The following is a 19513-nucleotide window of genomic DNA, read 5'->3' as shown; positions in this document are numbered from 1 at the left end:
CGCGAGCCTTTGACGTCAGGAGTCCTCATGCCCGTCGCAACCCCCGAGCAGTACGCCGAGATGCTGGACCGCGCGAAGGCCGGTGGCTTCGCGTATCCCGCCATCAACGCTGCGAGCTCGCAGTCCGTCAACGCCGTGCTCCAGGGGCTCACCGAAGCAGGGTCCGACGGCATCCTCCAGGTCACGACCGGCGGCGCCGACTACTTCGCCGGCCACACCGTCAAGGGCCGCGCGACCGGTGCGCTCGCCTTCGCGGCATTCGTGCACGAGGTCGCCAAGAACTACCCCATCACGGTGGCCCTCCACACCGACCACTGCCCGAAGCCCGCCCTCGAGGACTTCGTCCTGCCGCTCATCAAGGCCTCCGAGGCCGTCGTGGCCGACGGCGGCAACCCGATCTTCCAGTCGCACATGTGGGACGGCTCGGCCGTGCCGCTCGCCGAGAACATCGAGATCGCGAAGGAGCTGCTCCCCCGCCTCAAGGCGATCAACGCGATCCTCGAGGTCGAGATCGGCGTCGTCGGCGGCGAAGAGGACGGCGTGCAGCACGAGGGCTCGAACGACGCGCTCTACACGACGACCGCCGACGTCTCGCAGGTGGTCGAGGCCCTCGGTCTCGGCGACCAGGGGCGCTGGATCGCCGCGCTCACGTTCGGCAACGTGCACGGCGTGTACAAGCCGGGCAACGTCAAGCTGCGCCCCGAGCTGCTCGGTGAGATCCAGGAGGGCATCGCGTCGAAGTTCGGCACGGATGCCAAGCCGCTCGACCTGGTGTTCCACGGTGGCAGCGGTTCGACCGACGAGGAGATCGCCCTCGCCGTGAAGAACGGCGTGGTGAAGATGAACATCGACACCGACACGCAGTACGCCTTCACGCGCTCGGTCGCCGGCTTCATGTTCCAGAACTACGACGGCGTGCTGAAGGTCGACGGCGAGGTCGGCAACAAGAAGGCCTACGACCCGCGCGCCTGGGGCAAGATCGCCGAGTCCGCGATGGCCGCCCGCGTCGTCGAGGCGACGCAGCAGCTCGGCTCGGCGGGCAAGTCCGTCTCCTAGTCCGACGACGGATGCCCCGGCCCGCCGTTCGCGGTGGCCGGGGCATCCGTCATTCTCGGCGTCAGCCCGCCATGGAGCGGATGTACTCCTGGAAGGCGGGGTCGCTCGCGAGCGGCACCGAGAGGCAGAGCACGATCAGCACGTAGGCGACGACCGCGCCGACCACGGGGATCCACCACGAGAGCTTGCCCGCGCGCAGCCGACGCCACGCGGCGAGCGCCGTGATGAGGTACGTCGCGAGCAGCAGGACGCCCGCGATCCCGCCCCACATGTCGGCGGCGGGCGTGTTGGTGAACTCACCGGGGATGCCCATGGCGTCGAACGTGCTCGCGAACGCGGCACCCAGATCGAAGAAGCTCGGCACCGAGAAGATGACGTTCACGGCGCCCATCGCGAGCAGCACGATCGTGATGATCCGATCGGCCGGGGGTCGTGTCGCGACCGGCGCCGATGCCGGCGCGACCGATGTCGGCGCGGGCGCGGGCGCAGGGGCGATCCCGGCGGACAGCGCCTCGGTCACATCGGGCTGCTGGATCCTCGACCGCTGCTCTTCGGGGCTCGCATATTCGCCGTAGCGGGGGCGCTGCCGCCCGTCCGGGCCGGACTCGGGCGCGAAATCGCTCACGCGGGGCCTCGGCCACCGAGGGCGCGCGCATCGTGCTTGCCCGCGGCATCCTGTCGCAGCTCCTTCGGCAGCGAGAAGATGAGGTCCTCCTCGGCGGTGCGCACCTCTTCGACATCGAGGTAGCCCGCGTTGGCGAGGTCGGAGAGCACTTCATTGACGAGGACCTCGGGAACGGATGCCCCCGATGTCACGCCCACGGTCCTCACACCGTCGAACCAGGCCTGCTCGATCTCGTCGGCGTAGTCGACGCGGTAGGCGGCCTTCGCGCCGTACTCGAGGGCGACCTCGACGAGGCGCACGCTGTTGGAGGAGTTGGCCGAGCCGACGACGATCACGAGATCGGCGTCCTTGGCCACCTTCTTGATCGCCACCTGGCGGTTCTGGGTCGCGTAGCAGATGTCGTCCGACGGCGGGTCCTGCAGCTGCGGGAACCGGGTGCGCAGGCGCCGCACGGTCTCCATCGTCTCGTCGACCGAGAGCGTCGTCTGCGAGAGCCACACGACCTTGCTCGGGTCGGCGACCTCGACGACGTCGGCGTGCTCGGGCGAGTTCACGACCGTGATGTGCTCGGGCGCCTCGCCGGCCGTGCCCTCGACCTCTTCATGGCCCTCGTGGCCGATGAGGAGGATCTCGAAGTCGTCGCGTGCGAAGCGGACGGCCTCGCGGTGCACCTTCGTGACGAGAGGGCAGGTCGCGTCGATGGCCTGGAGTCCGCGATCGGATGCCGCGCTCACGACGGCCGGCGACACCCCGTGCGCGCTGAAGACGACGTGGGCACCCTCGGGGACCTCGTCGACCTCCTCGACGAAGACGGCGCCCTTGCTCTCGAGCTCGGTCACGACGTGGATGTTGTGGACGATCTGCTTGCGCACGTAGACGGGCGCGCCGAAGCGCTCGAGCGCCTTCTCGACGGCGATGACGGCGCGGTCCACGCCGGCGCAGTAGCCGCGCGGGGATGCGAGCAGCACCCGCTTGTGTCCGTCGACCGGGATATCCTTGAGGCGCTCGCGCCGGCGGGGCACGCGCGGAATTGGCATGCGGACGGCCGGGGCTGCGGGGGCGACACTCACCCTCTGATTCTACGGGGGTGTCCTGAGCAGAGGCCGAGGAGGCACGAACAGCGCATGACGACCTTCCAGCCCGCAGCCGTCGCCGGCGAGGCTCCCCCGCCCGATTCGGTGGCTCCCCGCGATTCGAAGCCGGACGCACCGACGTCGGTCGCGCGGCTCAACGACACGATCCGCGGCTTCGTGCAGAACTGGGGCGTCGTCTGGGTCGAGGGCGAGATCACGCAGTGGAACCTCCGCGGCGGCAACGTCTTCGGTCGCCTCAAAGACCTCGCGACCGACTCGGCGATCTCCTTCCGGCTGTGGTCGTCGACCCGCGATCGCATCCCCGACGACCTCAAGGTCGGCGATCACGTCATCGCGTGCGTGAAGGCCGACTACTTCGTCAAGACCGGCGATTTCACCTTCACGATCTCGGCGATGCGCCACGTCGGTCTCGGCGACCAGCTCGAGAAGCTCGAGCGCCTGCGCGCGCAGCTGCGGTCCGAGGGCCTGTTCGATCCGGCGCGGAAGAAGCCGATCCCGTTCCTCCCCCACCTCATCGGTCTCATCACCGGCGAGAACTCGGATGCCGAGAAGGACGTCCACCGCAACGCCGAGCTGCGCTGGCCGCAGGTGCGATTCCGCACGAAGCACGCCGCGGTGCAGGGCGACCGGTGCGTCCCCGAGACGATCGCAGCGCTGAAGGCGATGGATGCCGATCCCGACGTCGACGTGATCGTGATCGCCCGCGGCGGCGGTGATCCCCAGTCCCTCCTCGGGTTCAGCGACGAGAGGCTGCTGCGGGCGGTGGCCGCGGCATCCACCCCCGTCGTCAGCGCCATCGGCCATGAGAACGACCATCCGCTCCTCGACGACGTCGCCGATCTGCGTGCGTCGACGCCGACGGATGCCGCGAAGCGGGTCGTTCCGGATGTCGCGGAGCAGCGCTCGCTCGTCGGCCAGCTGCGTGCGCGGCTGACCTCGCGCCTCACGCAGCGCGTGAACCACGACATCGCTCAGCTCGAGCAGCTGCGCTCTCGGCCCGTACTGCGGGCGCCCGAGACGCTGCTCACGACGCGCGCGCACGAGGTGTACGTGCTCGCAGGGCGCGGGCGCGAGCGCATCGACCGTGCCCTCGACGTCGCCCACCGCCAGACCGCCGAGCTGCGGGCGACACTGCGCGCCCTGTCGCCCGCATCGACCCTCGCGCGCGGGTACGCCATCGCGCATCTGTCCGACGGCGTGATCGTGCGGGATGCCGCGCAGGCTCCCGCGGGGGCGCAGGTCGTCGTGACGGTCGGCGAGGGGTCCTTCGCGGCCCGGTCGGAGGGGCGGATCGCCGAGGAGCGCCCGACCTAAGATGGAAACATGACCGACGCGGTGGAGACCCTCTCGTTCGAGCAGGCGCGGGACGAACTGGTCCGCGTCGTCGCCGAACTCGAGCAGGGCTCGCCGACCCTCGAGCAGTCGCTCGCACTGTGGGAGCGCGGCGAGGCGCTCGCCGGCCGGTGCGAGGAGTGGCTGCTCGGCGCCAAGAAGCGCCTCGACGCGGCGCGTCCGGCCGCGGGCGGCGAGCAGTGATGGCGGAGCGTCAGCGCGTCGTCGCCGAACTCGGCCGGCCCGAGACGCCCGATGAGACGGCGGCGCGCAAAGCCGAGTCATCCCGCATCTACCGCTCCAGCCAGACGACCCGCAATCTCATCGCGGCGCTCATCGCGACGCTCATCGTGGTCGTGGTGATCATCTTCGCCGTCCCGCGCGGCACGCCGGCTCCGCAGGCTCCGCTCGACGTCGTCGCGGCGGCGGAGCGCGTCTCATCGGCGGAAGGACGCATCGCGATCTCGCCCGAGCTGCCCGCCGAATGGGCCGCCACGCGCGCGACGATCGACGGCGACGGATCGGTGCGAACGTGGCTGATCCTCACGACGCCGACGGACGAGGAGACCCCCGGATTCCTCCGTATCGCGCAGGGCTTCGACGCCGACGAGGCGTGGCCGTCGCGGGTGCTGTCGGGCGCGGCGCCCGAGGGTACCGTCACGATCGACGGGGTGGAGTGGGATCGCTACGACCTCGACCCGTCGCGCACGGGCAACATCTCGGTCGCGCTCGCCACGACGGCCGGCGCCGACACGATCCTCATCTACGGTCAGGCCGACGACGAGACGCTCGAGCTCGTCGCAGGGTCCGTGACCGACCAGGTGCGAGAACTCCGGGAGGCGGCGCAGTGACCGAGAGGACACCTCAGCAGGTCTGGGACGAGATGCGGCGCGGCAACGCGCGGTTCGTGGCCGGCGAGCCGCGGCATCCCCGTCAGGACGTCGAGCGACGGAACGAGCTCGCGGGTGGGCAGCGCCCCACCGCAGCCCTGTTCGGCTGCTCCGACTCGCGGCTCGCGGCCGAGATCATCTTCGACGAGGGCCTCGGCGACCTGTTCGTCGTCCGCAACGCGGGCCAGGTGATCTCCGATTCCGTGATCGGCAGTCTCGAGTACGCCGTGGCGGTGCTCGAGGTCCCGCTCATCGTCATCCTCGGCCACGACGCGTGCGGCGCCGTCAACGCGGCGATCGAGAGCACGCAGCTGGATGCTCCGCCCCTGCCCGCTCTCATCTGGCGCCAGATCGCACCGATCGTGCCGGCGGCGCGTCGTGTCATCCGCGAATCCATGGTCGACGGCGTGCCACCGGCGACGATCGACGCCGAAGCGGTCGGACGCGAGCACCTGCGCGACACGGTCGCGGCGCTCCTGCACTCCTCGGAGCTCATCAGCCAGGCCGTGGCCGAAGGCCGGCTCGGCATCGTCGGGGCGAACTACCGCCTCGCCGAGGGCACCGCAGTGCCCTCCATCAGTCTGGGCGTCGACTCCGCCGCCTGAGAATCCTCACGCCACCGCTACACACGAGAAGGAACGACGACGTGACCGACATCGAGTACCGCATCGAGCACGACACCATGGGTGAAGTCCGCGTCCCCAAGGACGCCCTGTACGCCGCGCAGACGCAGCGCGCCGTCGAGAACTTCCCGATCTCGGGCGACCCGCTCGAGGCGGCCCAGATCGTGGCCCTGGCCCGCATCAAGAAGGCCGCGGCGCTCGCCAACAAGGAGCTCGGCACGCTCGACGGTGCGATCGCCGATGCGATCGCCCGCTCGGCCGACCGCATCATCGCGGGCGAGTTCGTCGACCAGTTCCCGATCGACGTCTACCAGACCGGCAGCGGCACCTCGTCGAACATGAACATGAACGAGGTGCTCGCGACCCTCGCGACCCAGGACCTCGGCGCGAACGTCCACCCGAACGACCACGTCAACGCGTCGCAGTCCTCGAACGACGTCTTCCCGACCTCGGTGCACATCGCCGTCACGCAGGAGCTCATCGACGACCTCATCCCCGCCCTCGACCACCTCGCGGTCGCCTTCGAGAAGAAGGCCGACGAGTGGAAGAGCGTCGTGAAGTCCGGCCGCACCCACCTCATGGATGCGACACCCGTCACGCTCGGCCAGGAGTTCGGGGGCTACGCGCGTCAGATCCGGCTCGGCATCGAGCGGGTGCAGGCCGTGCTGCCCCGCGTCGCCGAGGTGCCGCTCGGGGGCACCGCCGTCGGCACCGGTATCAACACGCCGCTCGGCTTCCCGCAGAAGGTCCTCGAGCTCATCGTCGCCGACACCGAGCTGCCGATCACCGAGGCGAAGGACCACTTCGAAGCACAGGCCAATCGCGACGGGCTGGTCGAGGCATCCGGCGCCCTCCGCACGATCGCCGTCTCGCTCACCAAGATCAACAACGACATCCGCTGGATGGGCTCGGGCCCGAACACGGGGCTCGGCGAACTCCACATCCCCGACCTGCAGCCCGGTTCGTCGATCATGCCCGGCAAGGTCAACCCCGTCGTGCCCGAGGCGACCCTCATGGTCTGCGCCCGGGTCATCGGCAACGATGCGACGATCGCGTGGGCCGGGGCATCGGGCTCGTTCGAGCTCAACGTGGCGATCCCTGTCATGGGATCTGCGCTGCTCGAGTCGATCGAGCTGCTCGCCAACGTGTCGCGCCTGCTCGCCGACAAGACGATCGACGGCCTCGAGGCCAACATCGAGCGCACCTCGGCCCTCGCCGGCATGTCGCCTTCGATCGTGACGCCGCTCAACAAGCTGATCGGCTACGAGGCCGCGGCGAAGATCGCGAAGCACTCGGTCGCGAAGGGCATCACGGTGCGCGAGGCGGTCATCGATCTCGGCTACGTGGACCGCGGCGAGATCACGCTCGAGCAGCTCGACGAGAAGCTCGATCTGCTCTCGATGACGCATCCGGGCTGAGCCTCGCGCGCGAGGGGCCCTGCGGGCGTCATAATCAGTGAGTGGCCCGAACACCTCGCCCGATCTCGGCCCGCGCCCGCATCCTCGCGGCCGTGCTGGCTGTCGCCTGCGTGGGGCTCGCGATCGTCGGCAGCGTGACCTTCCTCGTGCAGCGCGAATGGGTGCTGCGCGAGATCGACGATCGACTCATGACCCAGGTGCAGGTTCTCGAGCAGATCGTCGACGAGATCGACGAGGCGCCCGACAGCGTCGAGGACTTCCTGCGGGATGCCGTGGCCGGCCTCGTTCCGGGCGCCAATGAGGCATCCCTCGCGATCATCGACGGCGCACCGCGATTCATCCCCTCGACGCTCTCGGGGTTCGACATCTCCGACGAGCAGGCGTTCATCGACCGAGTCGTGGCCGAGACGGATGCCACGGGCGAGCCGGTCACGGGAACCGCCGTCACCGACCGCGGTTCGCTGCGCTACATCGCGATCCCCGTCACCATCGAGGGCGATGACGAGACAGGCGTCTACGTGCGAGCGGTCGATCTCGAGGCCGAGCTGGCTCCGGTGTCGGCGGCGATGACGACCTACGGCATCGCGGCGCTGGTCGTGCTCGTCGCGATGGGCGTCGTGGGCTGGTTCGTGACGGGGCGCCTGCTGTCGCCGATCCGGCACCTGCGCGAGACAGCGGATTCGATCACCCTGACCGACCTCTCCCCCCGCTTGAGCGCGGAGGGCAACGACGACATCGCGGATCTGTCGCGAACGGTCAACTCGATGCTCGATCGACTCGAGGGCTCGGTCGACGTCCAGCGCCAGCTCCTGGACGATGTGCGCCACGAGCTCAAGACGCCGATCACGATCGTGCGCGGTCATCTCGAGCTGATGGACCCTGCCGACATCGTCGATGTGCAGAGCGCCCGGGCGCTCGGGATCGCCGAACTCGACCGCATGACGCGCCTGGTGGAGGACATCGATGTCCTCGCTACCGTCGAGGGCGGGTCGTTCGCGACGGATCGTCTCGAACTGCGCGGTCTGACGCATCGCGTGGGCGAGCTCGTCTCGGTCATCCCGGGCCATCGCTGGAGCGTCGAGACCGCCGCCCGTGCTCAGCTCGTCGGCGATTACGACCGGCTCCTCCAGGCCTGGCTGCAGCTCGCCGAGAACGCCGCCAAGTACACGCCCGAAGGCACACCCATCGAGATCGGCAGCGGCTTCGACGGCGACGGCGCGCACCTGTGGGTGCGCGATCACGGTGCCGGCATCCCTCCGGCCGCCCGTCATCGCATCTTCCGCCGCTTCGACCGCGCGCACGGCAAGCGAACGGTCGGCGGGTCGGGCCTGGGGCTGGCCATCGTCGACGCCATCGCGAAGGCGCACGGCGGCCACTGCGGCGTCACCGACACACCGGGCGGCGGAGCGACCTTCACGATCCACCTCCCGGCCGCCACGACGGCGTTCCCCGCGCCCGTTCGCGCCGGCGACGTCGTTCTCCAGAGGGATGCAGCAGGATGAGCCGGATTCTCATCGTCGAGGACGAGCAGCACATCGCTGCGTTCATCAGTCGCGGACTGACGAACGCGGGGTATGAGACGACGATCGCCGAGGACGGCCCGGAGGGTCTCGAGCTCGCCCTGGGCGGCAGCGCCGACCTCGTGCTCCTCGACGTGGGCCTGCCGACGATGGACGGGTTCGAGGTTCTTCGCGAGCTGCGGGCCCGGGACACGCTTCTGCCGGTGATCATGCTGACCGCACGGTCGAGCACGCGCGACACGGTGGAGGGACTCGATGCCGGGGCGAGCGACTACATGGCCAAGCCGTTCACCTTCGAGGAGCTGCTCGCGCGGGTGCGCTCGCGCCTGCGCGAGTCGGGCTCTTCGGCGAGCGTCTCGATCACGCAGGGGGACGTCGTGCTCGATGTGCTCGCGCGGCGGGCGACCGTCGCCGGGGTCGAGATCGAGCTCTCGACGCGCGAGTTCGCGCTCGCGGAGCAGTTCCTGCGCAATCCCGGCGAGGTGCTCACGCGCGAGCTTCTGCTCAGCAGGGTGTGGGGAATGGATTTCGATCCGGGTTCGAACGTCGTCGACGTGTACGTGCGCTATCTGCGCGCGAAGCTGGGCTCGCAGCACATCGTCACGGTGCGCGGCGTGGGCTACCGCTGGGAGTGAGACCGGGGCATCCCGCAGGCACGAAGAAGCCCCCGACGCTGGGGGACGTCGGGGGCTGAGAAGGGCCTGGTTCTGGGGAAACCGGCCGTTCAATCGCGGGGGTCTGGGGTACCGTGCGATCGATTCTTCTTCGATCCGTCACCCGGCGTCGTCGCCTCGGTGTCGGACAGGCCCGCAGAGGCGGGCGTCTGGGGGGTCTTGTGGCTCATCTCGGGGGCGAGCACGTCGCTGCTCCGAGTGAGCTCGTGAGTACTGCTGAAGGTCGAGATCCACTCGTCGACCTGGCCGGCCGACCAGCCGTGCTCCGCCGCCCACTCGTGCACGGCATCGAACGAACCGGTCGCGAGGATCTCGTCCTCGACGGCGACGGGCGGTGCCGCGGCGATCGTCTGCGTGGGGGCGACGACGACGGGCGCGGGCGCGGGAACCGTCTCGGTGACGGGAGGAGCGGATGCCGCGGCAGTCGGCGTGTCGACGACCGATCCGGAGCCACCAGCCACGGGCGCGGAGGCCGGTGTGGTGGAGGGTGCGGGAAGGCGCACGGCGTGCGCACCGATGCGGGCACCCGGTGCGTCGGCGAGAGCGACGGCACTCGTGGCGATGACCGAGGCGACGACGGAGACGCTGACCGCGATCACCGCGGCGCCGCCGAGAGCGAGTCTCGTGCGTGCATCCATGTCACCCTCCCTTCGGTCACCCAGCCGACGTTCCTCCTCAATGTTGACAGATGCCGCGGCCCGAAAAGGGCTCAGGAGATGAGACTCTTCTCATACCTATGCATCGATTCGCGCCCGTTCCGACGCGGAAAACGGGGCCGGATGACGGCATCCGGCCCCGCTTCGAAACCCGCTCAGGCGAGCTCGCCCGCTTCCAGCAGATCCGTCACGAGCGCGGCGATCGCGGACCGCTCCGAGCGCATGAGCGTCACGTGCGCGAACAGGTCGTGCCCCTTGAGCGTCTCGATGACCGACGCGACGCCGTCGTGGCGTCCGACCCGCAGATTGTCACGCTGACCGACGTCGTGCGTGAGGACGACCCGCGAGTTCTGACCGATACGGCTGAGCACCGTCAGAAGAACGTTGCGCTCGAGCGACTGCGCCTCGTCGACGATCACGAACGCATCGTGCAGCGACCGACCGCGGATGTGCGTGAGCGGCAGCACCTCGAGGAGCCCGCGAGCCACGACCTCCTCGACGACGTTGCCCGACACGACCGATCCGAGGGTGTCGAAGATCGCCTGACCCCAAGGGTTCATCTTCTCCTGCGCGTCGCCGGGGAGATAGCCGAGCTCCTGCCCGCCGACGGCGAACAGCGGGCGGAAGACGATGATCTTCTTCTGCTGCTGACGCTCGAGCACGGCATCCAGCGCCGCACACAGCGCGAGCGCCGACTTGCCGGTGCCCGCACGACCGCCGAGCGACACGATTCCGACCTCGGGATCCAGCAGCAGGTCGATCGCGATGCGCTGCTCCGCCGAGCGCCCGTGGAGCCCGAAGACCTCGCGATCACCGCGGACGAGCTTGTACGACCCGTCGCCGGTGACGCGACCCAGGGCCGACCCCCGCTCGGAGTGGATGATGAGGCCCGTGTTGACGGGGAAGCCCCGCACATCGTCACTCGTCGCGATCTCGCTCTCGTAGAGGTCGCTCATGTCGTCGCCCGACACGGCGATGTCGGCGATGCCCGTCCAGCCGGAGTCGATCGCCTGCTCGGCGAGATACTCCTCGGCGATGACTCCGAGCGATGCCGCCTTCACGCGCATCGGGAGGTCCTTGGAGACGACCGTGACCTCCTGCCCGTCCTGCGCGAGATTCATCGCGACGGCCAGGATGCGGGTGTCGTTGTCGCCGAGGCGCATGCCGGCCGGGAGAACACTCGCATCCGTGTTCGTGAGCTCGACGCGCAGTGTGCCGCCCTCGCCGACGGGGACGGGGAAGTCGAGTCGACCGTGCTCGATGCGAAGCTCATCGAGGTGACGCAGGGCCTGGCGGGCGAAATAGCCGATCTCGGGGTCGTGGCGCTTGCCCTCGAGCTCCGTGATCACCACGACGGGGATCACGACGTTGTGCTCGGCGAATCGGAAGAACGCTCGCGGATCGCTCAGGAGGACCGACGTGTCGAGGACGTAGGTGCGCAGATCCTGCTCGACCTCGCCCTCGGTCTCGACCGTGCTGCGCTGATCCGTTGTAGCTCGTGTGGTCACAACCCACTCCCGCCCCGGGTGGGAAACCCGGCAGTCACGAGTCGACCAGGGTCACGAGTCGTGGTCCGTACGGCCGACTCGAACGGGCTCCTTGCCCGATGAGATGAACGTACGTCCGCCCACCGACACCGACCCACTCCGACACGCGGTGCGCGGGTTACGAGTATGTGAACTCCGGATGCCTCACCACACGCGCGACGACGAGAACGCCGCGAGGGCATCGCCGAACAGGCGCAGCGTGTCGGCAGCCGTGCCCACATGCGGCGACACGCGCACGAGTCCGGCGCGCAGGGTGACGGCGAGCCCGTGATTGGCGAGGGATGCCGCGAGCGGCGCCGCATCCTGCGGCGCGGGCGCCAGGGTCACGATCCCGGCGCGCTGCGCCGGCTCCCGCGGAGTGATCACGGGCACCTCGTAGCGGTCGGCGAAGTACATCACGTCGCCCGTGCGCTGTGCGATCTCGCTCTCGATGGCGCCGATCCCGGCATCCCGCACCTCGCGGAGGGCCGTCGCGAGGCGGGCTGCCGCGAGGCTGTCGGTGCGCGACACGGTGAACGCCGCCGACGATGCGGAAGGCACCGGGACCACGCCGAAGGACAGCTCGCCGTCGATGCCGACGTACCCCGAGAGGACGGGGGCGATCCGCTCGAGCGCGCGCTCGCCGAACCACGCGAATCCCGTGCCGCGGCCCGCGCGCAGCCACTTGTAGCCGTTCGAGCACACCACATCCGCCGCCGCGTAGTCGACATCGACAACGCCGAATCCCTGGATGGCGTCGACGATGAGGAGTCGGTCGCCGATCACGTCGCGCAGCGCAGGAAGGTCCGCGCGATAGCCCGTGCGGGCGTCCACGAGGCTGACGGCGAGCGCGGTCGTGTCGTCGGTGAGCGATTCGCGCACGAGGTCGGGAGTGACGAAGCCGTCGTCGGAATCGAGCCACTGGAGGTGGAGGGAGCCCAGTGCATTGCTCGCGCGCGTCGCCGCGACCGTGAGGTTGGGGAATTCGGTGCGCGACAGCATGAGGCCGCCCGCGAGCCCGTAGAACGCCTGCATGATGCCGTAGGTCGTCGACGGCTGCAGCACGACCTCGTCGACCGGGGCGCCGATCAGCTCCGCGACGAGCTCGCGCGCCTCGGCTACGTGCGCGTCGACGAGCTCGATGCTCGAGCGCCTACCCGAGCCCAGCAGCTCCGTGTCCGCCTGGGCTTCGGCCCGCACGGCGGGAGACAGCGGTCCGAACGCGGCCCAGTCCAGGTAGCCGGGTTCGCCGTCGAACGAGGCGTGGAAGCCCTCGAGGTCCGTCACGCTCACATTCTGGCACTGCTCAGCCGCCGAAGCGGCGGTCGCGGTCCGCGAAGGCACGGATCGCACGCAGGAAGTCCACCTCGCGCAGATCCGGCCCGAGCGCTTCTACGAAGTAGAACTCGCTGTGGGCCGACTGCCACAGGAGGAAGTCGCTCAGTCGCTGCTCCCCCGATGTGCGGATCACGAGGTCGGGATCGGGCTGCCCGCCGGTGTAGAGGTGCTCGCCGATCTGCTCGGGCGTGAGGGATGCCGCGAGCTCTTCGAGCGATCCGCCGCCCTCGTCGTGCTGGGCGATGATGCTGCGCACGGCATCCACGATCTCGCCACGGCCGCCGTACCCGACCGCCAGGTTGACGTGCATCCCGGTGTGGTCGCGCGTGCGGTCCTGTGCCGCGACCAGGACGCGCGCGAGCTCGGGCGGGAGGCGGTCGGACCGACCGACGTGCTGCACGCGCCAATCGCGCTCGTGCGAGAGCTGCTCCGCGAGTTCGGCGATGATCTCGATGAGGTCCGAGAGCTCCTGCGAGTCGCGCTTGACCAGGTTGTCGTTGGAGAGCAGGTACAGCGACACCACGCGGATGCCGAGGTCGTCGCACCATTCGAGGAACTCGCGCATCTTGGCCGCCCCCGCGCGGTGACCGTGCGCCGCCGAGTCGTAGCCGAGCTGGCGCGCCCAGCGCCGGTTGCCGTCGATCATCATCGCGAGGTGGCGAGGCACGGCGGCGGGGTCGAGGCGTCGACGCAGCCGATTGATGTAGAGCCGATAGAGGGGTCCCCTGCCCTCGTTCGACGATGCCCGCGCCACACGCCTACGCTACCCGTCCCGCGCCTGTCACGCGGCTGTGAAACTGAGTACCGCTGTCTATGAGACTGAGTATGTACGCCCCCGGGCATGAGGATGGGCCTACCCTGGGGACATGAGCCGCCGCACCCGCCTTCCGAAGGCCCCCGAGGTCCCCGTGCTGCCGCTCATGGAGGTCGCCGACGACGAGGCGGCGGTGCCCGAGATCAAGCCCACGTGGCGAGGCTGGATCCACGCGGCGATCTTCCCCGTCGCGATCGCCGCGGGGATCGTGCTCATCGTCCTCTCCGACGGCGCTCCGGCGAAGTGGGCCGCAGCCGTGTTCATGGCATCCTCGCTCCTGCTCTTCGGCAACTCCGCCGTCTACCACCGGTTCGACTGGGGTCCCAAGACCAAAGCGGTGCTGAAGCGCATCGACCACGCGAACATCCTGCTGCTGATCGCGGGCACGTACACGCCGCTCGCGACACTCGCGCTCCCGCCCGATCAGGGCACCATCCTGCTCGTGGTGGTGTGGTCGGGCGCGCTGCTGGGCATCCTCTTCCGGGTCTTCTGGATCAACGCCCCGCGGTGGCTCTACGTCGCCCTCTACCTGGCGCTGGGCTGGGCCGCCGTGATGTACATGCCCCAGTTGTTCGCCGCGAACTTCGCGATGGTCATCCTCGTCATCGTCGGCGGACTGCTCTATACCGGCGGCGCGATCGTCTACGCCCTGAAGAAGCCCAATCCGTGGCCGGGGCACTTCGGTTTCCACGAGATCTTCCACGTGTGCACGGTGCTGGCGTTCCTGTGCCACTGGACGGCATGTCTGCTCATCGCGCTCCAGCCAGTGAGCCCGTCGCTGGGCCTGCCGGGCTGACCTCAGGCCCTGCGGTCGGGGTCGTCGGCGGGATCGACGTCCTGGTCGTCCACGTCGCTCGCGCGCACGGCATCCGCCGCCTGCTGCTCTGCGAGGAGCTCTTCGCGGATGTCGGCACGCACGCGGCCCCGGCGGATGCGGCGGAGCATGTCCCACACGAGCACGATCACCGCGATCGCGATGAACACGATGAGGGCGAAGCCCCAGAAGCCGGGGGTCACGAGGTTCGGATCGACAGGCGTCCCCGTGGGCGTCGGGGTCTGGAGGCCCGCGAAGAGCGCGTCGTGCATGGGTTCCTTCTTCCGCGCCGAAAGCGCATAGCCTGGAACTCCAGCCTAATCTTCCCGATCCCCCACGACGGACGGCCATGACCACTCAGCAGATGCTCGACGAGCGCTACGGGCGCACCCGCGCCGGCGGGCGCCGCTGGGGTCTGTGGATCGGGATCGCACTCGGTGTCGTGGCCGCGATCGTCGTCGGCTGGATGACCGTCGCGTCGGCGTCGACCGCCGTCGACGCCGACACCACCGGGTTCCGTCTGGTCGACGATCGCACGGTCGAGGTCACGTTCCAGTTCACCTCGCCCCCGGGTCGCGGCGTCGCATGCGCCATCGAGGCGCAGGATGCCGAGCACGGCACCGTGGGCTGGAAAGTCGTGGAGTTCGCGGCGTCCGACGACCACGGTCAGGCCCATCGTGCGACGCTTCCGACGACCGCCGTCGCGGTGACCGGTTTTGTCAACGACTGCTGGGTGACGTAGTCTGGCCGGCAGTGACGCCCCGGCAGGAGCCCGGGGCGTTCGCCGTACCGCCCCCGAACCAAGGAGATCGACGTGTCCAGCGATGCCCCGGTGACCTTCCTCACCCAGGATGCCTTCGACCGTCTCGCATCCGAACTCGAGCACCTCTCGACGACCGGCCGCGAAGAGATCGCGAAGCGCATCGAAGCCGCCCGCGAAGAGGGCGATCTCAAAGAGAACGGCGGCTACCACGCGGCCAAGGACGAGCAGGGCAAGCAGGAGGCCCGCATCCGCACGCTGCAGCACCTGCTGAAGACCGCGACCGTCAGCGAGGCGCCCGAGAGCCACGGCGTCGTCGAGTCGGGCACCGTCATCACGGCCGTCGTCGCCGGTGGCGAGGAGCGCTTCCTGCTGGGCAACCGCGAGATCGCCGTCGGATCCGAGCTCGACGTCTACAGCGAGGCGTCCCCGCTCGGCGCGGCCATCCTCGGTCTGAAAGAGGGCGACAAGACGTCGTACACGGCGCCCAACGGCCGAGAGATCGCCGTCGAGGTCCTCAAGGTCGAGACCTACAACGGTCAGTGATCAGTCCGGCATGACCGTCGGCGCGTAGCCGGCGGCCTCGAGCGTCGCGATGACGTGCGCACGGTGCTCTTCGCCGCGCGTCTCGACGCTGAGCTGCAGGATCACCTCGCTGATCTGCAGGCCCTGCCCGTGCCGCGTGTGCAGCACCTCGATGACGTTCGCGCCCGCCTGAGCGAGCAGCTCGGACACGCGGGCGAGCTGGCCGGGACGGTCGGGCAGCGGGATCTGCAGCGACATGTAGCGTCCGGATGCCGAGAGTCCGTGCGCGACGACGCGCTGCAGCAGCAGCGGGTCGATGTTGCCACCCGACAGCACGCTGACCGTGGGGCCGGAGGCATCCACCTTCCCGGCGAGGATCGCGGCGACGCCGACGGCACCCGCGGGCTCCACGACCTGCTTGGCCCGCTCGAGGAGCATCAGCAGAGCGCGGGCGATGTCGTCGTCGGACACCGTGACGACCTCGTCGACGAGTTCGCGGATGATCTCGAACGGCAGGTTGCCCGGCCGCGCGACCGCGATGCCGTCGGCGATGGTCGGCTTGGTCGCGACGTCGAGCGGGTGCCCCGCTGCCAGGGACGACGGGTACGCGGCCGAGTTCTCGGCCTGGACGCCGATGATCCGGATGCTGCGCCCGTCCGCCGCTGCGCGCGCCTTGAGCGCCGCGGCGACGCCGGCGATGAGCCCGCCGCCGCCGATGCCCAGCACGACGGTCTCGAGGTCGGGCACCTGGTCGTACAGCTCGAGGCCGAGCGTGCCCTGTCCGGCGATGATGTCGGCGTGATCGAAGGGGTGGATGAGCACCGCCCCCGTGCGCTCGGCGAACTCGGCGGCCAGGCGCAGCGGGGTCTCGACCGTCGCCCCTTCGAGCACGACGTCGGCGCCGTAGCCGCGCGTCGCGAGGAGCTTGGGGACGGGCACGCCGAGAGGCATGAAGATCGTCGCCGGGATGCCGAGCTCCTGGGCCGCGAGCGAGACGCCCTGCGCGTGGTTGCCGGCGGATGCCGCCACGACGCCTCGGGCGCGCTCTTCGGCCGTGAGTCGCGAGAGACGGTACGTCGCTCCGCGGATCTTGAAGGAACCCGTGCGCTGCAGATTCTCGAGCTTGAGGTGGACGGGGACGCCGAGCAGATCCGAGAGGTGCTGCGACTGATCGACGGGGGTGCGCGAGATCACGCCGCGCAGGGTGGCGGCGGCATCCTCGATCGCGGCGAGGGACGGGGCGGCGCTGGGACTGCGGGTCTGCGGGGTCACGCGGGGGTCCTTCTCTGACGCGGCACGGTGGTCCAGATGAGATCGCCGCGGGGCGGTGGCGCGCCCGACTCCCAGCCGCGTTCGCTCAGATAGACCGCGACGACATTGACGAACGCGGCCAGCGGCACGGCGAAGAGTGCTCCCGGGATGCCGGCGATCATCGCGCCGCCGGCGACGACGAGCACCACGGCGAGGGGGTGCACCTTGACGGCGGAGCCCATGAGGATCGGCTGGAGCACGTGCCCCTCGAGCTGCTGGACCCCCAGCACGACCACGAGCATCCACAGCGCGATCCACGGGCCGTTGTAGACGAGCGCGAGGAACACCGCGACGGCACCCGTGACGACGGCACCGACGATCGGGACGAACGCCCCGAGGAACACGAGGACCGCGACGGGGATCGCGAGCGGCACCCCGAGGAAGAACGCGCCCAGACCGATGCCGATCGCGTCGATCGTCGCGACGAGCAGCTGCGTGCGGGCGTAGTTGACGACGGTCACCCAGCCTGCCCGGCCCGCACCGTCCACGGCGGGGCGCGCCCTCTTGGGGAAGATGCGCGTCGTCCACTTCCAGATGCCGCCGCCGTCGGCGAGCAGGCAGAGCAGGATGAACAGCGTCAGCACGGCGCCGGTCGCGACATGGCCGAGGGTGGATCCGAGCGCGAGGGCACCGGACCAGAGCAGCTCGGCCTGCTGCTGGATGAGCGTCCAGGCCTGCGCGAGGAGGTCGTCGATCTGACCCGAGGTCAGGTGCAGAGGGCCGTCGATGAGGTACTGCCGGAACTGCTCCACCGCCTCGACCGTGCGCGCCTGCACCGAACTCCACTGACGCGTGACCTGCCAGACGACGAGCCACAGCAGTCCCCCGACGATCGCGAGGGTGCCGATGATGGCGATCACGATCGCGATCCACTTCGGCACGCGGTGGCGCAGGAGCCAGCTGAAGGCGGGCCACAGGAGCGCCGTGATCAGCACGCCGAGCAGCAGCGGGATGACGATGAGCTTGAGCTGGATGACGAGCCAGACGATGATCCCGGCGGCGATGGCGATCGCGATGAGGCGCCAGGAGTATGCGGCGGCGACGCGGAGCCCGCGGGGAATCGAACCGGCGAGATCGGACGACACGACGCGGCTGCGATCGCGGAGCGCGTCGAACAGCGAACCGCGGGGCTTTTCGTCGGAGCCGCTCATCACGCCAGTCTAGAGTCGCCGCATTCCGGGGCGGTCATATGGTCGCGCCCGCGCCCGTCGAGCGGCCGGTCGGGGTGTCGGCGCGCGTGACTAGGCTGACGCGCATGCCACGGCCCTCCACGCTCACGAACGCGCAGGCTCGGCGCATCGCGCTCGCGGCGCAGGGTTTCGCGCGCACCCGGCCCGAGAAGGCCGGCACCCGCCAGCTCACCGCGGCGCTCGCGCGGATGAGCACTCTGCAGATCGATTCCGTCAACGTCTTCGCACGCTCCCACTACATGCCGCTGTTCTCGCGGCTGGGCGCCTACGACACCTCGCTGCTCGACCGGCTGCTGTTCGCGCGCCGGGCGCCCTACGTCGAGTACTGGGCGCACGTCGCCGCCTTCATCCCGGCCGAGGACTGGGGGCTCTTCCGATTCCGGATGGACGACCTGCGAGCGAAGCACGGCACGCCCGAGTGGTACGACGCCCACCGCGCCGTGGTGGACTGGGTGCGCACCGAGCTCTCCGAGCGCGGGCCGCTGCGGCCTGCGGAGATCGAGTACGACATCCCCCGCGGCACCGGCGGCGAGTGGTGGAACTGGGATGCCGTCAAGAACGCCCTCGAGCATCTGTGGCTGTTCGGCGAGGTCGCGATCGCCGGCCGGCGCGGGTTCGAGCGGGTCTACGCCCTCGCCGAGCACGTGATCCCGGCATCCGTCCTCGCAGCGCCCGTTCCACGCGCCGATGCGATCCGCGAGCTCGTGCGCCGAGCCGCACGCGCCCACGGCGTCGCGACGGCGTCCGACATCGCTGACTACTGGCGCATCAAGGACCGCCGCGCGATCATGACTGCCATCGCCGAGCTCGTCGACGCCGGCGAGATCGAAGCCGTCGCCGTGCAGAGGTGGCTGAGCGCCGGGCGCCCCGCCAAGGCCTGGCTCCACACCGAGGCCGCGATGCCCCGGCGTCTCGATGCCGCCGCGATCCTCACCCCCTTCGACCCCGTCGTCTGGTTCCGCGACCGCGCGGTGCGCCTCTTCGACTTCGAGTACCGCATCGAGATCTACACGCCGGCCGCGCAGCGTCGATACGGGTACTACTCGCTGCCCGTGCTCGTCGGCGACGACATCGTCGGGCGGGTCGATCTGAAAGCCGATCGGGCAACCTCGCGACTGCTGGTGCAGTCGGCGTGGTGGGAGCACGGCAGATCGACGGATGCCGCGTCCCGCCTGGCGGGCGAGCTGCGCACGGCCGCGGCCTGGCAGGGGCTGGGCGGGATCTCGATCTCGCGCTGGGGCGATGCCGTCGACGATCTCGCGGCGGAGCTGCCCGAGGCCGCTCGCCACGAGGCCGGCACCGCCGAGCCCGTCGCACTCGCCGACGACGAGCCGGCGGGCTAGCGTG

Annotated in this window: 21 protein-coding genes; 12 read left to right on the top strand and 9 right to left on the bottom strand. The window is 69.9% G+C overall.

Going from position 1 to position 19513, the window contains the following annotated elements; translation table 11 throughout:
• Positions 1–27: 27 nt before the first annotated feature.
• Complete coding sequence (gene fbaA, locus ACTIFV_RS07970; RefSeq protein ID WP_439592234.1) at positions 28–1056, top strand: class II fructose-bisphosphate aldolase; 1029 nt, start codon at positions 28–30, stop codon at positions 1054–1056.
• Between the two features lie 61 nt (positions 1057–1117).
• Here the strand turns inward: fbaA and ACTIFV_RS07965 are convergent, their stop codons facing one another.
• Positions 1118–1681, bottom strand: a complete 564-nt coding sequence (locus ACTIFV_RS07965) for a DUF6264 family protein (protein ID WP_439592233.1) — start codon at positions 1679–1681, stop codon at positions 1118–1120.
• Positions 1678–2718, bottom strand: coding sequence for a 4-hydroxy-3-methylbut-2-enyl diphosphate reductase (locus ACTIFV_RS07960; RefSeq protein ID WP_439592315.1), 1041 nt, complete (start codon positions 2716–2718; stop codon positions 1678–1680). Before ACTIFV_RS07960 ends, ACTIFV_RS07965 begins: the two co-directional genes overlap by 4 nt.
• Before the next feature lie 87 nt (positions 2719–2805).
• Between ACTIFV_RS07960 and xseA the strand changes: the two genes are divergently transcribed.
• The 7 genes from xseA to ACTIFV_RS07925 are packed head-to-tail and all read left to right on the top strand — an operon-like array spanning position 2806 to position 9193.
• A complete protein-coding gene (gene xseA, locus ACTIFV_RS07955; protein WP_439592232.1) occupies positions 2806–4089 on the top strand; it encodes an exodeoxyribonuclease VII large subunit in 1284 nt (427 codons plus the stop codon).
• 9 nt (positions 4090–4098) lie between these two features.
• Positions 4099–4311 carry an exodeoxyribonuclease VII small subunit gene (locus ACTIFV_RS07950; RefSeq protein WP_439592231.1) on the top strand — a complete coding sequence of 71 codons (213 nt, stop codon included), beginning with the start codon at positions 4099–4101 and terminating at the stop codon, positions 4309–4311.
• A complete protein-coding gene (locus ACTIFV_RS07945) occupies positions 4311–4958 on the top strand; it encodes a DUF4245 family protein (RefSeq protein ID WP_439592230.1) in 648 nt (215 codons plus the stop codon). Before ACTIFV_RS07950 ends, ACTIFV_RS07945 begins: the two co-directional genes overlap by 1 nt.
• Before the next feature lie 32 nt (positions 4959–4990).
• A complete protein-coding gene (locus tag ACTIFV_RS07940) occupies positions 4991–5602 on the top strand; it encodes a carbonic anhydrase (RefSeq protein WP_439592314.1) in 612 nt (203 codons plus the stop codon).
• 41 nt (positions 5603–5643) lie between these two features.
• Entirely contained in the window at positions 5644–7038 is a 1395-nt protein-coding gene (locus ACTIFV_RS07935; RefSeq protein WP_439592229.1) for a class II fumarate hydratase, read from the top strand.
• 41 nt (positions 7039–7079) lie between these two features.
• The gene (locus tag ACTIFV_RS07930; RefSeq protein ID WP_439592228.1) at positions 7080–8540 is read left to right on the top strand and encodes an ATP-binding protein; all 1461 of its coding nucleotides are present in this window, start codon (positions 7080–7082) and stop codon (positions 8538–8540) included.
• On the top strand, positions 8537–9193 hold the full coding sequence (locus ACTIFV_RS07925) for a response regulator transcription factor (RefSeq protein WP_439592227.1): 657 nt from the start codon (positions 8537–8539) through the stop codon (positions 9191–9193). Before ACTIFV_RS07930 ends, ACTIFV_RS07925 begins: the two co-directional genes overlap by 4 nt.
• 89 nt (positions 9194–9282) lie before the next feature.
• Here the strand turns inward: ACTIFV_RS07925 and ACTIFV_RS07920 are convergent, their stop codons facing one another.
• The 4 genes from ACTIFV_RS07920 to ACTIFV_RS07905 all read right to left on the bottom strand — a co-directional run bounded on the left by ACTIFV_RS07920 (position 9283) and on the right by ACTIFV_RS07905 (position 13506).
• Positions 9283–9870, bottom strand: a complete 588-nt coding sequence (locus ACTIFV_RS07920; RefSeq protein WP_439592226.1) for a hypothetical protein — start codon at positions 9868–9870, stop codon at positions 9283–9285.
• Between the two features lie 173 nt (positions 9871–10043).
• Positions 10044–11396: a PhoH family protein gene (locus ACTIFV_RS07915; protein ID WP_439592225.1), complete on the bottom strand. Its 1353-nt coding sequence runs from the start codon at positions 11394–11396 to the stop codon at positions 10044–10046.
• A gap of 183 nt (positions 11397–11579) precedes the next feature.
• Entirely contained in the window at positions 11580–12701 is a 1122-nt protein-coding gene (locus tag ACTIFV_RS07910; protein ID WP_439592224.1) for an aminotransferase class V-fold PLP-dependent enzyme, read from the bottom strand.
• A 19-nt stretch (positions 12702–12720) separates the two neighbouring features.
• On the bottom strand, positions 12721–13506 hold the full coding sequence (locus tag ACTIFV_RS07905; RefSeq protein WP_439592223.1) for an isoprenyl transferase: 786 nt from the start codon (positions 13504–13506) through the stop codon (positions 12721–12723).
• Positions 13507–13618: 112 nt separating this feature from the next.
• Between ACTIFV_RS07905 and trhA the strand changes: the two genes are divergently transcribed.
• Complete coding sequence (trhA, locus tag ACTIFV_RS07900; RefSeq protein ID WP_439592222.1) at positions 13619–14362, top strand: PAQR family membrane homeostasis protein TrhA; 744 nt, start codon at positions 13619–13621, stop codon at positions 14360–14362.
• 2 nt (positions 14363–14364) lie between these two features.
• Here trhA and ACTIFV_RS07895 read toward each other — a convergent pair whose 3' ends face one another.
• Positions 14365–14652, bottom strand: coding sequence for a hypothetical protein (locus ACTIFV_RS07895; RefSeq protein ID WP_439592221.1), 288 nt, complete (start codon positions 14650–14652; stop codon positions 14365–14367).
• 77 nt (positions 14653–14729) lie between these two features.
• On the opposite strand from ACTIFV_RS07895, the gene ACTIFV_RS07890 reads away from it, so the two are divergent.
• Together ACTIFV_RS07890 and greA are read left to right on the top strand one after the other, a co-directional pair.
• Positions 14730–15122, top strand: coding sequence for a DUF4307 domain-containing protein (locus ACTIFV_RS07890; protein WP_439592220.1), 393 nt, complete (start codon positions 14730–14732; stop codon positions 15120–15122).
• Positions 15123–15194: 72 nt separating this feature from the next.
• Complete coding sequence (greA, locus tag ACTIFV_RS07885) at positions 15195–15686, top strand: transcription elongation factor GreA (protein WP_439592219.1); 492 nt, start codon at positions 15195–15197, stop codon at positions 15684–15686.
• On the opposite strand, the gene ilvA is transcribed toward greA, so the two are convergent.
• Complete coding sequence (gene ilvA, locus ACTIFV_RS07880; protein WP_439592218.1) at positions 15687–16937, bottom strand: threonine ammonia-lyase; 1251 nt, start codon at positions 16935–16937, stop codon at positions 15687–15689.
• Entirely contained in the window at positions 16934–18127 is a 1194-nt protein-coding gene (locus tag ACTIFV_RS07875) for an AI-2E family transporter (protein WP_439592217.1), read from the bottom strand. Before ACTIFV_RS07875 ends, ilvA begins: the two co-directional genes overlap by 4 nt.
• A gap of 104 nt (positions 18128–18231) precedes the next feature.
• On the opposite strand from ACTIFV_RS07875, the gene ACTIFV_RS07870 reads away from it, so the two are divergent.
• Positions 18232–19509, top strand: coding sequence for a winged helix-turn-helix domain-containing protein (locus ACTIFV_RS07870; protein ID WP_439592216.1), 1278 nt, complete (start codon positions 18232–18234; stop codon positions 19507–19509).
• The last annotated feature ends 4 nt before the right edge of the window (positions 19510–19513 follow it).

Origin of the sequence: Microbacterium sp. (assembly GCF_051860965.1) — a bacterium.
Classification (GTDB): Bacteria; Actinomycetota; Actinomycetes; order Actinomycetales; family Microbacteriaceae; genus Microbacterium.
The sequence above is the reverse complement of the archived record's forward strand: the minus strand, read 5'-3'. Positions and strand labels throughout refer to the sequence as shown.